General features: G+C 54.2%; 14 protein-coding genes. 10 read left to right on the forward strand and 4 right to left on the reverse strand.

Translation table 11 applies throughout. The annotated features are described in order from the left end of the window. Positions 1–19: 19 nt before the first annotated feature. The 5 genes from ACGK9R_RS01865 (at position 20) to ACGK9R_RS01885 (ending at position 3,915) form a co-directional block, all read left to right on the forward strand. Positions 20–955 (forward strand): ABC transporter ATP-binding protein, encoded by a 936-nt coding sequence (locus ACGK9R_RS01865; protein WP_394577868.1) that lies wholly within the window; start codon positions 20–22, stop codon positions 953–955. Then, entirely contained in the window at positions 952–1,713 is a 762-nt protein-coding gene (locus ACGK9R_RS01870; RefSeq protein WP_394577869.1) for an ABC transporter permease, read from the forward strand. Before ACGK9R_RS01865 ends, ACGK9R_RS01870 begins: the two co-directional genes overlap by 4 nt. 50 nt (positions 1,714–1,763) lie before the next feature. Beyond that, complete coding sequence (locus ACGK9R_RS01875) at positions 1,764–2,777, forward strand: nucleoid-associated protein (protein ID WP_394577870.1); 1,014 nt, start codon at positions 1,764–1,766, stop codon at positions 2,775–2,777. 87 nt (positions 2,778–2,864) lie between these two features. Then, positions 2,865–3,329 carry a TerB family tellurite resistance protein gene (locus ACGK9R_RS01880; RefSeq protein ID WP_394577871.1) on the forward strand — a complete coding sequence of 155 codons (465 nt, stop codon included), beginning with the start codon at positions 2,865–2,867 and terminating at the stop codon, positions 3,327–3,329. Then, positions 3,322–3,915: an exopolysaccharide biosynthesis protein gene (locus tag ACGK9R_RS01885; protein ID WP_394577872.1), complete on the forward strand. Its 594-nt coding sequence runs from the start codon at positions 3,322–3,324 to the stop codon at positions 3,913–3,915. Before ACGK9R_RS01880 ends, ACGK9R_RS01885 begins: the two co-directional genes overlap by 8 nt. A gap of 8 nt (positions 3,916–3,923) precedes the next feature. Here ACGK9R_RS01885 and ACGK9R_RS01890 read toward each other — a convergent pair whose 3' ends face one another. Beyond that, complete coding sequence (locus ACGK9R_RS01890; RefSeq protein WP_394577873.1) at positions 3,924–4,928, reverse strand: serine hydrolase domain-containing protein; 1,005 nt, start codon at positions 4,926–4,928, stop codon at positions 3,924–3,926. A 321-nt stretch (positions 4,929–5,249) separates the two neighbouring features. Continuing rightward, positions 5,250–5,561: a hypothetical protein gene (locus ACGK9R_RS01895; RefSeq protein WP_394577874.1), complete on the reverse strand. Its 312-nt coding sequence runs from the start codon at positions 5,559–5,561 to the stop codon at positions 5,250–5,252. 341 nt (positions 5,562–5,902) lie between these two features. On the opposite strand from ACGK9R_RS01895, the gene fliD (ACGK9R_RS01900) reads away from it, so the two are divergent. From fliD (ACGK9R_RS01900) to ACGK9R_RS01920, 5 genes are all read left to right on the forward strand, one after another. Then, positions 5,903–7,258: a flagellar filament capping protein FliD gene (gene fliD / locus ACGK9R_RS01900; RefSeq protein WP_394577875.1), complete on the forward strand. Its 1,356-nt coding sequence runs from the start codon at positions 5,903–5,905 to the stop codon at positions 7,256–7,258. 154 nt (positions 7,259–7,412) lie between these two features. Further along, positions 7,413–8,792: a flagellar filament capping protein FliD gene (gene fliD, locus ACGK9R_RS01905; protein WP_394577876.1), complete on the forward strand. Its 1,380-nt coding sequence runs from the start codon at positions 7,413–7,415 to the stop codon at positions 8,790–8,792. Between the two features lie 207 nt (positions 8,793–8,999). Beyond that, positions 9,000–9,881, forward strand: coding sequence for a flagellin (locus tag ACGK9R_RS01910; protein WP_394577877.1), 882 nt, complete (start codon positions 9,000–9,002; stop codon positions 9,879–9,881). Positions 9,882–10,246: 365 nt separating this feature from the next. Then, a complete protein-coding gene (locus ACGK9R_RS01915) occupies positions 10,247–13,774 on the forward strand; it encodes a glycosyltransferase (protein ID WP_394577878.1) in 3,528 nt (1,175 codons plus the stop codon). Between the two features lie 5 nt (positions 13,775–13,779). Next, on the forward strand, positions 13,780–14,730 hold the full coding sequence (locus ACGK9R_RS01920; protein WP_394577879.1) for a glycosyltransferase family 2 protein: 951 nt from the start codon (positions 13,780–13,782) through the stop codon (positions 14,728–14,730). Positions 14,731–14,778: 48 nt separating this feature from the next. On the opposite strand, the gene ACGK9R_RS01925 is transcribed toward ACGK9R_RS01920, so the two are convergent. Further along, the gene (locus ACGK9R_RS01925; RefSeq protein ID WP_394577880.1) at positions 14,779–14,967 is read right to left on the reverse strand and encodes an integrase core domain-containing protein; all 189 of its coding nucleotides are present in this window, start codon (positions 14,965–14,967) and stop codon (positions 14,779–14,781) included. Between the two features lie 88 nt (positions 14,968–15,055). After that, positions 15,056–15,397, reverse strand: a complete 342-nt coding sequence (locus ACGK9R_RS01930) for a hypothetical protein (protein WP_394577881.1) — start codon at positions 15,395–15,397, stop codon at positions 15,056–15,058. Between the last annotated feature and the right edge of the window lie 11 nt (positions 15,398–15,408).

Genomic DNA, 15,408 nt, shown 5'->3' on the forward strand with positions numbered 1-15,408 from the left:
TCGGTGTGAGGAGCACGCCTTGAACGACCCCATTATTTCCATCGAGGGCCTGAACAAAACCTACGAGGGTGGCTTTCAGGCGCTCAAGCACGTGGATCTGTCCATCCAGCGCGGTGAAATCTTTGCCCTGCTCGGCCCCAACGGCGCGGGCAAGACCACGCTGATCAGCCTGGTGTGCGGGTTGGTCAACCCCACCGCCGGCCACGTCATCGTCGACGGCTTCGATAACGTCAAACACTACCGCCAGGCGCGCGAGCGCATTGGCCTGGTGCCTCAGGAGCTGACCAACGAAGCCTTCGAGACGGTCTGGAACACGGTGAGTTTCAGCCGCGGCCTGTTCGGCAAGCCGCCAAACCCCGCGCATATCGAAAAGGTGCTGAAATCCCTGGCGCTGTGGGACAAGCGCAACAACCGGCTGATCACCCTTTCCGGCGGTATGAAGCGGCGTGTGCTGATCGCCAAGGCGCTCTCACATGAGCCGCGCATCCTGTTTCTCGACGAGCCCACCGCCGGGGTGGACGTAGCACTTCGCCGCGACATGTGGGAGGTCGTGCGTAAACTGCGCGACGACGGCGTCACCATCATCCTGACCACCCACTACATCGAAGAAGCCGAGGAGATGGCCGACCGCATCGGCGTGATCAACGGCGGCGAGGTAGTGCTGGTGGAAGAAAAAGCCGCGCTGATGAAAAAGCTCGGCAGCAAGCAGCTGACGCTCGAGCTTCACACGCCGCTTGAAGCGCTGCCGGCGCGGCTGGCCGTCGATACGCTCACGCTGAGTGAGGATGGCCGCTCGCTGGTTTACACCTACGACGGCCACCAGGAAGAGCAGGGCCGCGGCGTGTCGGCGCTTTTGAGCGTACTCAACGAAGAGGAGATTCTGGTGAAGGACGTGCACACCCGGCAAAGTTCGCTGGAAGATATTTTCGTTGACCTGGTCAAGGAGCGCGCATGAATCTCTACCCCGTTCGTTCGATTTACATGGCGGAGATGGCGCGCACCCGGCGCACGCTTTTGCAGAGCATTGTTTCGCCGGTGATCTCGACCTCGCTCTACTTCGTGGTGTTCGGCGCGGCGATCGGCTCGCGTATCAGCGAAATCAACGGCGTTAGCTACGGTGCCTTCATCGTGCCGGGGCTGATCATGCTGATGCTTCTGACCCAGAGCGTGTCGAACGCCTCCTTCGGCATCTTCTTTCCCAAGTTCTCCGGCAGCATCTACGAGATTCTCTCCGCGCCCATTTCGTATCTCGAGGTGGTGGTGGGCTACGTGGGAGCAGCGGCGTCGAAGTCGATGCTGCTGGGCTTGATCATTCTGGGCACCTCGAGCTTTTTCGTGCCGCTCGAGATCGCCCATCCGCTGTGGATGCTCACCTTTCTGGTGCTCACCGCCGTCACCTTCAGCCTTTTGGGCTTCATCATCGGTATCTGGGCCGACGGCTTCGACAAGCTCCAGCTGGTGCCGCTTCTGGTGATCACCCCGCTGACGTTTCTGGGCGGCAGCTTCTACTCCATCGACATGCTGCCGCCGTTCTGGCAGAGCGTGACGCTCGCCAACCCGGTGGTCTATCTGGTTAGCGGCTTTCGCTGGAGCTTCTACGGCATCAGCGACGTAAGCCTTGGGGCGAGTGTCTTCATGATCCTGCTCTTTCTCGCCGCGAGCCTGGCCACGGTGGGCTGGATTTTCCGCACCGGCTACCGGCTGAAACCGTAAAGACGTTCACCGCCCGACCCTTTCCGATCGTTTAGAAGGCTCTTCTCTCTATGCCGCTTTTGCAAAGCATCGTGCACCGTTTGGACCCGACCCTCGACGGCGAGCGCCTGACCGTGACCGCCGCGCCCGAACCCGCCGACAGCGCCGATGACACCATGGCCGCGCTGGTCGGTAAGCTCAATGACGCTTACAACACCAAGGCGAAGGGCTGGGGGCGCTTCGCGCTTGAGGGCGAGCAGGCCGGGCCGCTGGTGGCCTGGTTGAAAACGTACCTGGCCGGCGAGCAGGATTTCCTGGCCTTCACCACGGCGCTGGCCGAGCGGCTGGCCAGCGAGCTCAAGGAGGCGCTGTCGGTAGGTGGCTACCTGGTCATCGCCCACCAGCGCCAGGGCGATACCGAAACGCTCTTTTTCGCTCTGGTCCACCAGCGCGAAGGCATCGGCATCGGCCAGGCCCACCAGGCCGTACCCGCCGCCCAGCTCAACACCCAGCAGCTCACGCTGGCGGCGCGGGTCAATCTGACCCAGTGGCAGCAGAACAGTGAGGCGAGCAGCCAACAGTACGTCTCGTTTTTGAAGGACCGCGGCGCCAAGAAGCTCGCCGACGGCGTGGCGGCGGTGCTCGGCATGGAGGAGGGCATCGACGCCCCGGCCGAGACCCGCACGCTGCTCAAGGCCTTCAGCGACTATGTCGAGCGTGAAGACCTCGACGAGGACGCCAGCCGCGAGAAAACCGACACCCTGGTGGACTACGCCCAGGAGCAGATGCGCCGCGGCGAGCCGATGACCCTTGAGCAGCTTTCGGAGCTGGTCGACGAAAAAGCGCCCAAGGCGTTCTATGAGCATATCCGCAACGCCGATTACGGCCTCTCGCCGGAGATCCCGCCGGATAAAAAAACGCTGAGCCAGTTTCGCCGCTTCACCGGGCGCGCCGGCGGCGTCTCGATCAGCTTCGACTCGCACCTGCTCGGTTCGAGCATCGAGTACGACGAGGGCCAGGACCGGCTGATCATCAAGCAGGTGCCGAAACAGCTCAAGGAGCAGCTATCGCGACGTAAAGAGTGAGTTTGGTGAGGGGTGAATGGTGAGTCGTGAATCGTGAGTAGTGAGTAGTGATTGTGGATTTGATCTTCAGGTAGCGAGGAGGCGGCGATGCTCGATGCAATTCGGGATTTTTTTCATGAAGTGCTGGCGGAGCCGGAGCGGCGTGACAGCCACCACCTGACGCTGGAGCTGGCCACGGCGGCGCTTCTGTGCGAGGTGGTGCGCGCCGACTATGAGCAAACCGCCGAGGAGCAAAAAGCGCTCGAGCAGATGCTGATGACGCGCTACTCCTTGAACGAGGCGCAGGTGGCCGAGCTGATGGCGCTGGCCGAGGCGGAAGTCGACGAAGCGGTGGATCACTACCAGTTCGTCAGCCTGATCAAGGAGCACTATGACTACGCCCAGCGTTTCGAGCTGGTGGCGCTGATGTGGCAGCTGGCCTGGGCGGATGGCAGCATCGATCCGCTCGAGGAGCATCGCATTCGCCGGCTGGCGGACCTTTTGTACGTCAGCCACAGCGATTTCATTCGCGCGAAGCTTCAGGCCGAGGAGCGCCGCCAATCTGATGAGTAGCGACCGTGATGCCTCCAGCCTGACCGAGCTACTCGATACGCTGGATCAAATGGAGGACGAAAAAATCCGCGTCAGCGTCGAGGACATCCTCGACGCCGTGGGGCGGCGCTCTTTTGGCCCCATGCTGCTGGTGGCCGGGCTGATCGTGCTGGCGCCGGTGGTGGGCGACATTCCCGGTGTGCCGACGCTCATGGCGGCGCTGGTGCTGCTGACGTCGAGCCAACTGCTGCTGGGGCGCAAGGCCTTTTGGCTGCCGGGCTGGCTTTTGAATCGCTCGGTGTCGCGAAAGGGGTTTGATAAGGCGCTCAAATGGATGCGCAAGCCCGGCCGCTGGGTCGATGGGCTCATGGGCGTACGCCTGACCTGGATGAACGGCTACCTGGGGCAGCGCGCCACCGCGCTTGCCTGCGTGCTGATCGCACTGGCGGTACCACCCATGGAGTTCGTCCCTTTCACCGCCAACGGCGCGGGCCTCGCGTTCACGCTATTCGGGTTAGGCCTGGTGGCGAAGGATGGCCTGGTGCTGGCGCTCGGCTTCATGATTACCGCGGCCACCTTCGCTGCGGTACTTATCTATCTGGTGTAAGCCGCGCTTTATCCTTCGGCGTGGCTCAGCAGATTCGCCACCAGCCGGTTCAGCTGCTGCTGAAACTGCCCGCCCGGCGACGGCGGGGTCGGGTCCGAGGTGATCACCACCGTCATGTCACGCGCCGGGATCACGAAAAGCGCCTGGCCGCCGTAGCCGCGCCCGTAGTACACCGGCGTATTAGCGAGTGTGGTGACGAACCAGCCAAGCCCGTAGCCGTCGCCGGTCCAGGGCGAGCGCCCGCGCGGGGTCCAGGAGTCCGCCACAAAGCCTTCCGGCAGAATACGCTCGCCGCCGACCACGCCATCGAGGCGGTAAAGCTCGCCGATTTCGACCAGTGAGCGCGGTGAAAGCTGCATGTCATTGCCGCCGAAGTAGACACCCTGCGGGTCCTGCAGCCAGCGCGGAATGGTAATCTCGAGCGGTTCGGCCAGCAGGCGCTGGGCAAGCGCGTAGGTGGATTCATCGCTATAGTAGGTCAGCCCGGCCGAGACCAGATGGCTCGAGCCGGTGGAGTAGAGCATCCGCCCGCCGGGCTCGTCGACGAAAGGGCGCCTCAGCGCGTTCTCGACCCAGTTGGAACTCGCCACCCAGCCGCTGTAGTTCTCGCCGGAGGTGCGCTCGAGCCCCGCCTGCATGGAAAGCAGGTTCTCGACGGTAATATCGTTGACGCGCGGGTCGACCCCACCGGGCACGCGGCTACCCAGAAGCTCCACCAGCCGCATTTGAGTCGAGTCGATCACCCCGGCTTCAATGGCCGCGCCGGTAATCGCCGCCAGTACGGTCTTGGAGAGCGACTTCACGTTGGCCGGCGTGCGCGTACCCGGCCCGCCCTGGTGAAATTCGTGCACGACCTCGCCCTCGACCGCCACCACTACCGTATGCAGGCGCGAAAGGGCGCCGGCCTGCTCGTCGAGCGTAGCAAACGCCTGGGGGGAAGGCCCCTGGGCAAGTGCGCCCAGCGGCAGGCTCAACAACATTACCACTCCCAGCTGTATGGCGGTCGTGCGCATCGGCTCTCCTTGTTCACGCGGGCGGTCTCTCGAAAAGCGTAGAGTGTGCGGCACATCCGCGCACGCAAATTAGGCAAAGAACTTAAAAGCCTGCTAATCTGAGGGTGTTGCCTTTGAGGGGAAAGCAACCCCTTGATTTTCCTAAACGCAAAAAGCAAGGAGCGCCGTTATGCGTAACATCATCTATATCGTGGGCCTGGTGGTAGTCGTTCTGTTCATTCTTTCGATGCTTGGCCTTCGCTGATTAAAGTGTTGTGCCAAACACAAACGCCCGCATACGCGGGCGTTTTTACGTTCAGGGCTTGACGTTTATTCGCAGGTTCAGGCGCAATCCGCCGCGCCCTGACCAAACAAATCGAACACCATCTCTCGACCCAGCCGGGTCAGCACGAAGCGGCCCTCTTCGGTGGTAGTACCCGCCGCCCCCGCCTCGAGCGTTTCACGACACGCCGCCCAGCCTGAACCCCGCGCCTCGAGCTCGGCCATTTCGCCCCTCGTCAGCCCGCATCCCGGCAGCGTCACCGTTTCCAGTACGTGGCCATTGTCATGCAGAAGCTCCGCCAGCGTGAACAGGCACTGACGCAGCCGGGAAGGGTGAACGAAAGCGGGGGCGGTATCACCGTCGCAAGGCATGAAGGGGCTCCAACGATTAACGAACAATGTTTTGCAAGTGTAAAGCAAGAGAAGGTTTTAGACCAAGGTCTAAGACGTGGGGCGGTCAACGCTTGATCGAGGCATGATTCGAGGCATATGACCGAGAGCGGTATGGCTCCCAATGACACAAAGAGCGGGTGTGCAGGAGCCATCCATTAATTTAAATATTCCAAAGATTACAGAAGTTAACCCTTAATTGAGTTAAAAGTGGCGCCACGATTAAAGAAGTCGTTTGGTTGGCCGATAGCTAATGCACTATCACAGATAAATTTCGGCTCGCCTAAAAGACCAAGCGAGTTTATTCAAAGGGGCAGCAATCGATGGCTTCCATTTCTTCTCTGGGCATTGGCTCGGGACTTGATCTGAACGGATTATTGGATCAGCTTCAAACCGCCGAACGTGCCAAGCTTCAACCCATTGCAGAGCAGGTGCAGTCTGCCAATGCCACCGTTTCAGCCTATGGAACGCTGAAGAGCGCTGTTTCCACGTTTCAGGATGCCACCCAGGCGCTGAACGATACGGCGTCGTTTGAAAGCCTGACCACCAATGTTGAGGGCGACGGTGTTAGTGCCGTCACGTCAAACAAAGCACAGGCGGGCAGGTACGACGTACAGGTCAGTCAACTGGCAACTGCCGGTAGCCTCGTGACAGAGCGTTTGGATAGCGCCGATGAAAGCGTTGTCAGCGGTGAGCAAACGCTAAGCTTCGCACTCTCTGAGGGAAGCATGCCCGATATTACGATCGCCGATGGCAGCTCGCTTGAGGGCATTCGAGACGCCATCAATGATCAAGGAAATGGGCAGGTCACTGCCTCCATCATCAATGATGGGCAAGGCTATCGGCTTTCGGTCATGTCGAGCGAGACCGGCGTCGACGCCAGCATCGAAAGCACCAATTTTTCCACTATTTTGTCGGGTGACGCGATCACCTCGGACGTTCAGGTCGTGCAAAAAGGCCAGGACGCGGCGTTCAACGTCAACGGTATCGATATCGTCAGCGCTTCCAATCAGGTCGAGGGCGCCATTCAAGGCATGACGTTGACGCTGACGGAGGCGGGCACTTCGAACACTATCAAGGTCGAACAGGATGACGAAGCGCTGCGCGAGAACGTGAACACCTTCGTGGAGAGCTTCAATCAGCTCAAGAGTACCTTGAACACTCTCACCCGCTTTGACGTGGAAACGGGTCAAGCAGGTGGCTTGAACGCCGATTCGACCACGCGAGCAGTCGAGCGGGAGCTTCGGCAAGCGATCACTAGCGGTACAATGGGTGATGGCTTCAGCGTGCTTTCCGATGTCGGCATTTCACTGCAAACCGATGGCACCCTCAAGGTCGATGATGACAAGCTGGATAGCGTCATTGCTACCCAGCCGGATGCGCTGGCTGATTTTTTTGCCGGTAGCAGCGAAGGAGGCGGCATGGCAGGACAGATCAATACCTCTCTTGAGCGCCTGGTTGGAGATGGCGGGCGTCTCGATACGGCGAAAGCCAACTCTGAAAGCCGCGTCGAATCGCTCGAGCAGCGCTATGCTCGCACCGAAGAGCGCATCGATCAGACCGTGGCGCGTTACCGCACCCAGTTTCAGGCAATGGATAGCATGGTGGCACAAATGAACCAGACCGGTGCCTATCTCGAACAGCAGCTGGGAATGCTATCCCAAACCAACCAGGGCTAGGTCGCACTCTTGAAGGCTCTTGATGCTCGGCCATACAGCGCCGGGCATTTTTTCCCGGGATTTTCCTGGAGCGGCTAAAGTTCGTTATCACTCAGCCGATAAACAAGGTAATCAACTTACTCTCTTTGCTACTTATTACTCGAGGATTTAACCCATGGCATCAATCTCCGCGCTTGGTGTAGGTTCCGGGTTGGACTTGAACGGTCTGGTGGATCAGCTCAAAGCCGCTGAGCGTCAGAAGCTTACTCCCGTTTTACAGCAGCAAAGTGCCCAAAAGACAAAAATTTCCGCCTATGGGCGTCTCGAATCGGCGATGGACCGGGTCAACACCTCGGTCAAGGCGCTAAACGATGCCTCGACCTTCAAACAGCAAAAGAGCACGGTAACCGGCAGTGGCGTTTTGGCCACGGCGGGCGAGAAGGCCAACCCCGGGCGCTTTGAAATTAGCGTGTCTCAGCTGGCCCGCGCCGGAAGCGCCGCCTCGCAAAGTGTCGCACTTGATCAGGTGCTCACAACGACAGACACTAGGCTCAAGTTGGATTTCGGCGCCACCTATACCAATGGTGAGTTCGATAGCAGCGCCGCGCCCAAAAGCAGCTACGAGATCGATATCAAGGCGGGAAGCACGCTGGCCCAAGTGCGTGACCAGATCAACGCAGACAAGGAATCTGGCGTAACCGCGTCCCTGGTCAACGACGGAACCGGATACCGCTTGGCGCTCAGCTCTAAAGAAACGGGGAAGGACGCCTCGCTCACAGGGTTTTCCGGTCTCGATGGACTTTCAATGGATAGCACGACGGTGCGGCCAGGCCAGGACGCCGCGCTCAACGTCAACGGCATCGCGATCACCAGCAAGACCAACCGCGTCGAAGGTGCGATCGAGGGTGTAACGCTCGATCTCACCGCCGTGTCGGAATCCCCTGCCATCCTGGTCATCGAACGAGATAACGATTCATTAAAAGAGGCCATCAACAACTTCGTTAGCAACTACAACGAAATGAAATCGACTGTAGGGCGCATGACCCAGTTCAATGGTGCCGGTGAAACATCGGGAGAGCTGGTGGGCGACCGCACCGTGCGCACCATCGAAAACCGGTTGAGCCGCGATATCAGCGACAGCTTGGCGGGTGGCGATATTACGCGGCTGTCAGAAATCGGCATCTCTATCGATGAGCGCGGGCGCTTGAAGGTCGATGAAGAAAAGCTCGACGCCGCCGTTGCCAATGACCCTGAAGGCCTATCCGCCTTTTTCGCCGGTGATAGCAAGGAAGCAGGGTTTGCAGGACGGTTGAGCGCTACATTGACCACCATTACCTCAGAAGACGGCATTATCAAGAGCTCAGTGATTAGCGCCGAGCAACGCATCGATAGCCTGGATAAACGCAAGGAACGAATGGAGGCCAGCATCGAACGAAACGTGGAGCGCTACCGTAGGCAGTTTGCCCAGCTGGACGGCATGATTGCTCAGATGAACTCCATGAGTAGCTACCTGGGCCAGCAGTTCGATATGCTGAGCAATATGCAGAAGAAATAACGCGCTTAGTGCTATCTGAACGCTACGGCGTTACATACTGACGACGGGGCCCTCAAGGTCCCGTTTTACGTTTCGGTACCTAATTTTTTGAAAAAAAATAGTGAAGAGGGCTAAAGAAACGGAGTGCGGCGCCGTTAATTATAATAACGGCGATGCAAGCGCCGCCAAGCAGGCCACAGGGCCGGTTAATCTTTCAGGAGAACTACCATGTCTGTAATCAACACCAACATCACTTCCATGATCGGCCAGAACAACCTGCGCTCTTCACAAAGCATGCTGGCTCAAGCGCAAGAGCGTCTCTCTTCTGGTTTGCGCATCAACAGCGCCTCCGACGACGCTGCCGGTCAGGCCATCGCCAACAAGATGACCGCTCAAATCAAGGGCATGGATCAGGCGAGCCGTAATGCCAGCGATGGTATCTCTCTGGTGCAGACCATGGAAGGCGGTCTGGATCAGATCAACGACAACCTGCAGCGTATTCGCGAACTGGCGGTACAGGGTGCCAATGATACCAATACGGATGAAGATCGTACGGCCATTACCACTGAAATCAATGAGCGCTTGGCCGAGATTGATCGTGTGGCTGGCAGCAACAACTTCAACGGCACGAGCCTGCTGAACGTTAGTGGCGGCGGTACTTTGAGGATTCAGGTTGGCGCTAATATCGATTCTGAAGACGTTATTACAGTATCTACCTTGGATGCTACAGTTTCGGGCTTGGGCTTGAGCGGTGGCGGTCTTTCAGGCAGCACCTTTATAGCTGGTAGCTCCACAGATGGTACAGCTACAAGTGGTAGTACCGCGCATCAAAACTTCCAAAGCCTGATTGACTCTGTTGATACAGCTGTCGAGGCACTCGACACCAACCGTGCGACTTTGGGTGCCACTCTTAACCGCTTTGACTCAGTAATCGACAACCTGGCAACCACGACGACCAACCTGTCCGAAGCACGCTCACGTATTGAGGATGCCGACTACGCCGTCGAAGTCTCCAACATGACCCGTGCCAACATCCTTCAGCAGGCGGGCACCTCCATGCTGGCACAGGCTAACCAGACGCCGCAGTCCGTACTGTCTCTGCTGGGCTAATTCCTTAGCCGGTATGTTGTGCCAGAAAGTAACGACGGGGCCATTTGGCCCCGTTTTATTGTGTGAGAGATAAGGGAAGAAAAAGTGGCATGTTCAGTATGTGGTTCAGGAAGCCATACGGCGCGGAATTGTCCCAAGCCCCAACGTTGCTCTTATTGCAACCGCATTGGGCACAATATTCAAACCTGTCCGGAGGCTAGACGTTGTAGCCTTTGTGGTAGTTATCAGCATGATAAGCGTATCTGCCCAGATCGTTAGAGTTTATGGTTTGAAAACCAATGTAAATACAGCTGCATTCAAACCTTTGCAGCGAGCGCTTGCACAGTAAACTAGGCATATCGCCTTTTTTCTGTGTGAGCTGCTTCGTGGTCAAGAATACTCCTTCTGCTAGTCAAAAACGCAAGCCCCGCCTGTTGTGGGCTAATCCTTTCTGTCTGATGGATACTTCCAGCGGTGCCAGCATGACCGTGCGCCAAATGCTGCTGCAACTCATAGCCTGTGGTTACGATATTAAGGTGTTGGGGGCAACAGTATTCGATGATCCCAAGGGGATGGCGCTTCTCAAGAAGCAGTTCGCTGACCTCGATTCCCATCTGCATCAGTTGATCGACGCGGAAGATGGACCTCTGACCCATCAAATGCTGGTGAGCTATAGTCATAACCGGCATCACTTTACCACACACGAAGAAGGGCTATGGTATAGCCAGTATTTGTATCTTCTGGATTCCTTCAAGCCTGATGTCGTGTGGTTCTACGGCGGTCAGACCGTCGACATGCTGATTGCCGATGAAGCCCGGGATCGCGGTATCCCGGTCGCGTTTTACCTGGCCAATGGCAACTACAAATCGCCGCGTTGGTGCCGGGACATCGATCTGATCGTGACCGATAGCCAGTCAACGGCGGACATGTATCGCAAGGAAGTAGGATTTACCTCCACGCCGGTAGGCAAGTTTATTGCTTCGGATCGTTTCGTTGCTGAACAACACGAGCGCAAACGGCTACTTTTCGTGAATCCAAGCTGGCCAAAAGGCGCAAGCGTCTTCGTACAGTTGGCTGAAAAGCTGGAGCGCGAGAGACCGGACATCGAACTCGAGGTCGTGGAGGCCCGTGCCGACTGGTCGGCGGTGTTGCGTGAAACCACCAAGCGGATGGGCCAACAGCGCAGCAGTCTAAGCAATGTGACCATGACGGCCAACACCAGTGACATGCGGGGCCCCTATAGCCGCGCACGCGTATTGGCGGCGCCTAGCCTCTGGTGGGAAAGCTCCGGTCGGGTACTTGCCGAAGCCATGCTCAACGGCATCCCCGCACTGATCACCAACCGGGGCGGCATGCCTGAAATGACAGGCGATGCAGGGATAGCGTTTGATTTCCCCGAACAGTGTTACGAAGAACCCTACCAGCACCTACTCAGTGAGCAAGAGCTACAGCCGCTATTCGATGCAGCGGTGGCGTTTTTCGACGACGAAGCGCTTTATCAGGAGTATGTGATTCGAGCCTACAATGTCGGGAAACAGAGGCATCATATTGATCGTGCTACCGAAAGGTTGATCAATGCCTTGGCTCCTTTAGTACGCGAGCGTGCCGGTAATAAGGACTTCTCAATCAGTCAGAAGAAACGCCATCGGCAGCGCCTCCCGAGCAGGGCGACTAAGCCCGAGCTGAAAACGGATCGTTCTCTGGAGCAGTTGATCAATGGCAAATCCAGAAACGTATCGGGTAATGAAAGTCAAACGACCAAACTGCACCTGTCAGAGAATTTTACTTGGCAGTTCAAGGGCAAGATTATCGTTCTCGATAACCGGGCCAGCTTGATCAAAACTGGGTTAGCGGAACAAATGGTGTCGACCGGAGCCTTCGGTATCGTTGCCTTCGACCCAGCCAGCGAGATAAAAGAGCCTAAACAGTATGAAGGTAGTGAGGCGATTCAATTATTCCAGCATGCACTGCTGGGCGATGGGCAGCCAGCTACGCTGCATGCATGTGTCGCACCCGAAATGACCAGTACGCTAGCACCATTGCCAACAGAGAAACTACCCGAACGCCACCATTTAAGTACCCAGCAGATCGCCGAGCTACCAATCAATACCGTCGCACTTGATAGTGTCACGGGGCTTGAAAGTCTGGATTGGCTAATTCTGGATGAGATGAGCGATGCTCTCGCCGTATTGGAACATGGCCAGCAATACCTCAAACAGACGCTACTGCTTCAGGTTCGCATCCCCTTTCAGTTAACGCATGAGAAACAGCCGAACCTGACCGAGCTTCAGCATTGGGCGAGTCGCAATGAATTCAGGTTCTATCGCTTACACAACATCAGCCACTATAGCCATCTACCGGAAAAACTGAGCGAGCGCTCACCCTGTGCCAGCGAGCAGGAGAGTGCAGATGTGCTCTTTTTGCCAAGCCATGAGCGCATGGCTGCCTTAAGCGATGAACATAAAACAAAGCTCGCCTTTATTTTAAGCGCTGGCTTTGCGGCGCATGACATGGCATTTGAGCTGATGGCAGATGTTAATCAAGATAAAGCTATAGCGTTTCTTGAAGCGCAGAAATTATTGCCTAAGGTGTCAACAAATAAGGAGCAGCCCAGTTCAACTATTGAGAAATTGAAAAATAAGGTAGCTAATGCTCAGCTTTCACTAATTAAAGCAAATCATTTTTTACCTGGCCATTTGGTAGTATCATTGACCTCTTATAAAGCGCGGTTTGACAATCTCCATCTGACTTTACGTAGCCTATTATTGCAAGATGTCTCTCCAGACCTACTGATTCTTTGGATTGCTGAGGAGGACAAATCGGCCTTACCTCAATCTGTGCGATTATTAGAGCAATACGGATTAAAAATTCGATTCTGTGAAGATATACGTTCTTATAAAAAAATAATACCTACTCTGAGAGAGTATTCAGATAGTTTTATTGTAACGGCAGATGATGATATTTATTACGAGAATAAATGGCTAGAAGAGTTAGTGAATAGTTGGGATGGTAAAAGCAAAACAATCGTTGCTCATCGTGCTCATAAAATTGTTCTGGGTCAAAATAATAAGCCAGTAGCTTATCGACAGTGGAAATGGGAAGTTGGAGCAGAAGAGACTATTGACGGTCTAATTATACCGACAGGCTGCGCAGGTGTTTTGTATCCTCCCCATGTGTTTCATTCTGATGTAGTAAATGTTGAAAAATTCATGAAACTTAGCCCTACGGCTGACGATATTTGGCTGTATTGGATGGCCTCGCTAAATGGTGCTAAAGCCAAATGTTCAAATATTAAATTTAATTTGATTGAATGGCCTTCATTAGAGAATGATGAGACTGGCCTTTGGAAAGAAAATATATATAAGGGCGGGAATGATATCGCAGTCGAGCGATTGACCGCGCTATATGGATTTCCAGTCAATAGAACTTACAAAAAAATTACCAAAAGGAAAGCTAATGATGCAGCCATTTTTTATGGAGTTAAAGACTTATACTATGAGTGTTTAACGCCGTCGATTACAAAGAAAAAGATAAACCGTATGAGTTTAGGTGAGATATGCAAGAAATTTTCTGGATTAAATTTTTCAAGTACTCAGAGCGAACCACAAAAATTTGACAATATTAGCCGAGATGCCAGTCTGATTTTTTTAGATAAAAAATGCAATATCTCTCATGTTTTTAATACCCTAGCTAAAGAAAAAAATAATTGCACGGTAATAGTTAAGCATCTATTTAATGAAGTTGGTGAAATCACCATGCGTGAAATTATTTCTCATGCAAGCGAGACTGGTTTTGTCTTTTCTCATATCAACTATATTAAGAAGAAAGAAAAATTAGATCCGTATCGTATGAAATTAAGATTTTCTGAGCATGCAGAAGAGATTTTAATTGCATTTACAAATAAAGTGACTTGAGATACATGAATATGATGTCTTATCTACCAACACAAGATAACGTAAAAAGCACTTGGGTAAGTGATGATGTAAAAGTCACTTGCATAGTTGTTTGTTATAACCACCAAGATTATATTTTTGATTGTTTGAAAGGAATTATTACACAAAAGACTGATTTTGCTTTTAAGATTGTAATATATGACGACTTCTCCCCTGATGGTACAAGAAGCATATTGAAAGCATTTGAAAAACAATATCCTAATATAATCGATGTTTACTATGCAGAATTCAATCACCGTGGAGTTGCACGCCAAGAAGAGCACATTGATAAAATTCAGGGAGAATACGTAGCACTATGTGAAGGAGATGACTTCTGGATTGATAGTTCAAAACTAAAAAAACAGTATCAAGAGAGCTGTAAGCATAACGCCTTATTTTGTATCCATCCAGCAATTATATTTTTTCAAGATAATAAAAGCGAAGACCTATTTTGTTATTATGGAAATACTATTAGAAAGTTGCCTCAAAAACTTATATTTGAATTTAAGAATCAGTTTGCTCCGACAGCATCTTATTTTATAAAAAAAGAAAAATATCTTGAATATATTGTTTTTAGACGACGCTTAGATGGAGGCCCTGGTGATTTTTTTCTTGAGGCAGTAGCCTCTGATCGGGGGGTGATATATTTACCGGATGTTATGTCTGTTTATCGAAGGGGAGGGGAGGGAACCTATAGTGCAATGCAAGTGAAATCTTCAGTCGATAGCATTAAAAATGATGTTGATAGATGGTCAAGAAACCTACAATCTCTGCTTGAGTTTAATCCTAGGTTAGAAAAATATATCAGATCAAAGAAAATGTTAGTTGAAATTGATGGCCTCTTGAGAATGCATGATAAGGTTACGGATAATGAAGAATACATGGAGAAAGCCATTCGATTACTAAAAGAGCTTGGCCCTCTTGATGAGACGGTTTAAGCATGAATCCTTAGTAATTATGTAATGACCCAGCGGTTTTTGCACAGGTCAGGCCACTAATTCACACGCACGGGCGTACGCTTCAACGGATGTCTTCATGCCCAGCGCCTGATGAGGGCGGCGGTGGTTATAAAACTGGATCCAGTCTCCGATGACGCGCATATCATGCTGCAGCGTCTCGAAGCGATGGCGATGCACGCACTGCTTTTTCAGCGTCCGGATCAGGCGTTCGACCATGCCATTCTGCTGCGGACAATGCGGTGTGATGAACTCTTGCGCAGACCGTAACTCCGAACCAGGCTTGTGTAGCGTCGACTCGTGAAAACTAGACCATTATCGGAGCGCAGCAGGAAGGGTTCGGGAACCCGTTCCAAGGAACCGTAAGGCTGATAAAGCCCTGTTCGAGAGCGCTGGCGGCCGTGCTCGCCTTGCCGCAACGAGGCAGGTGCCAGCCCAGCAGTTGTTGCGTATGGCAATCAATGACCAGCGCCAACGTCAGCCACCCGTCGCGACCGCCCCATACTCGGCAGAGATCGGTCGACCAGCGCTGATCGGGTGCCGTCGCCACGGAAGGCAACGCTCGAATACGAGGCCGGAAACCGGCGGCTCGCTTGCGCACTTGCCAACCGCGCAACTGGAAGATGCGCTGAACGGTGTTCTTGTTCATGCCCAGCAGGT

This window comes from Halomonas sp. HNIBRBA4712, assembly GCF_043558675.1.
GTDB lineage: Bacteria > Pseudomonadota > Gammaproteobacteria > Pseudomonadales > Halomonadaceae > Vreelandella.

Bases quoted from the DNA above. Each gene is read 5' to 3' on its own strand.
- ACGK9R_RS01890 (WP_394577873.1), bottom strand. From the start codon at position 4,928: ATGCGCACGACCGCCATACAGCTGGGAGTGGTAATGTTGTTGAGCCTG.
- ACGK9R_RS01885 (WP_394577872.1), top strand. From the start codon at position 3,322: ATGAGTAGCGACCGTGATGCCTCCAGCCTGACCGAGCTACTCGATACG.
- ACGK9R_RS01920 (WP_394577879.1), top strand. From the start codon at position 13,780: ATGAATATGATGTCTTATCTACCAACACAAGATAACGTAAAAAGCACT.
- ACGK9R_RS01880 (WP_394577871.1), top strand. From the start codon at position 2,865: ATGCTCGATGCAATTCGGGATTTTTTTCATGAAGTGCTGGCGGAGCCG.
- ACGK9R_RS01910 (WP_394577877.1), top strand. From the start codon at position 9,000: ATGTCTGTAATCAACACCAACATCACTTCCATGATCGGCCAGAACAAC.
- fliD (WP_394577876.1), top strand. From the start codon at position 7,413: ATGGCATCAATCTCCGCGCTTGGTGTAGGTTCCGGGTTGGACTTGAAC.
- ACGK9R_RS01930 (WP_394577881.1), bottom strand. From the start codon at position 15,397: ATGAACAAGAACACCGTTCAGCGCATCTTCCAGTTGCGCGGTTGGCAA.
- ACGK9R_RS01895 (WP_394577874.1), bottom strand. From the start codon at position 5,561: ATGCCTTGCGACGGTGATACCGCCCCCGCTTTCGTTCACCCTTCCCGG.
- ACGK9R_RS01875 (WP_394577870.1), top strand. From the start codon at position 1,764: ATGCCGCTTTTGCAAAGCATCGTGCACCGTTTGGACCCGACCCTCGAC.
- ACGK9R_RS01925 (WP_394577880.1), bottom strand. From the start codon at position 14,967: ATGGTCGAACGCCTGATCCGGACGCTGAAAAAGCAGTGCGTGCATCGC.
- fliD (WP_394577875.1), top strand. From the start codon at position 5,903: ATGGCTTCCATTTCTTCTCTGGGCATTGGCTCGGGACTTGATCTGAAC.
- ACGK9R_RS01870 (WP_394577869.1), top strand. From the start codon at position 952: ATGAATCTCTACCCCGTTCGTTCGATTTACATGGCGGAGATGGCGCGC.